This is a genomic window from Paenibacillus agaridevorans (assembly GCF_003112455.1).
Taxonomy (GTDB): domain Bacteria; phylum Bacillota; class Bacilli; order Paenibacillales; family Paenibacillaceae; genus Pristimantibacillus; species Pristimantibacillus agaridevorans.
In genome coordinates this window covers 1-222 of the sequence record NZ_BDQX01000102.1, presented here as the reverse complement: position 1 = coordinate 222, position 222 = coordinate 1, and the positions used below count along the sequence as shown (strand labels likewise).

1 tRNA gene is annotated in these 222 nt (G+C 53.6%); it reads right to left on the bottom strand.

The window, feature by feature from the left end:
* Window positions 1–73: 73 nt before the first annotated feature.
* A tRNA-Gln gene (locus PAT3040_RS11205) sits at window positions 74–148 on the bottom strand.
* Window positions 149–222 lie beyond the last annotated feature (74 nt).

The following is a 222-nucleotide window of genomic DNA, read 5'->3' as shown; positions in this document are numbered from 1 at the left end:
AAGGACTCGAACCTTCGACACCCTGATTAAAAGTCAGGTGCTCTACCAACTGAGCTAATGGCTCTTAATAAAATGGCTGGGGATCAAGGATTCGAACCTTGGAGTGACGGAGTCAAAGTCCGTTGCCTTACCGCTTGGCTAATCCCCAGCGTGGGCGGTATGGTGGAGGATGACGGGATCGAACCGCCGACCCTCTGCTTGTAAGGCAGATGCTCTCCCAGC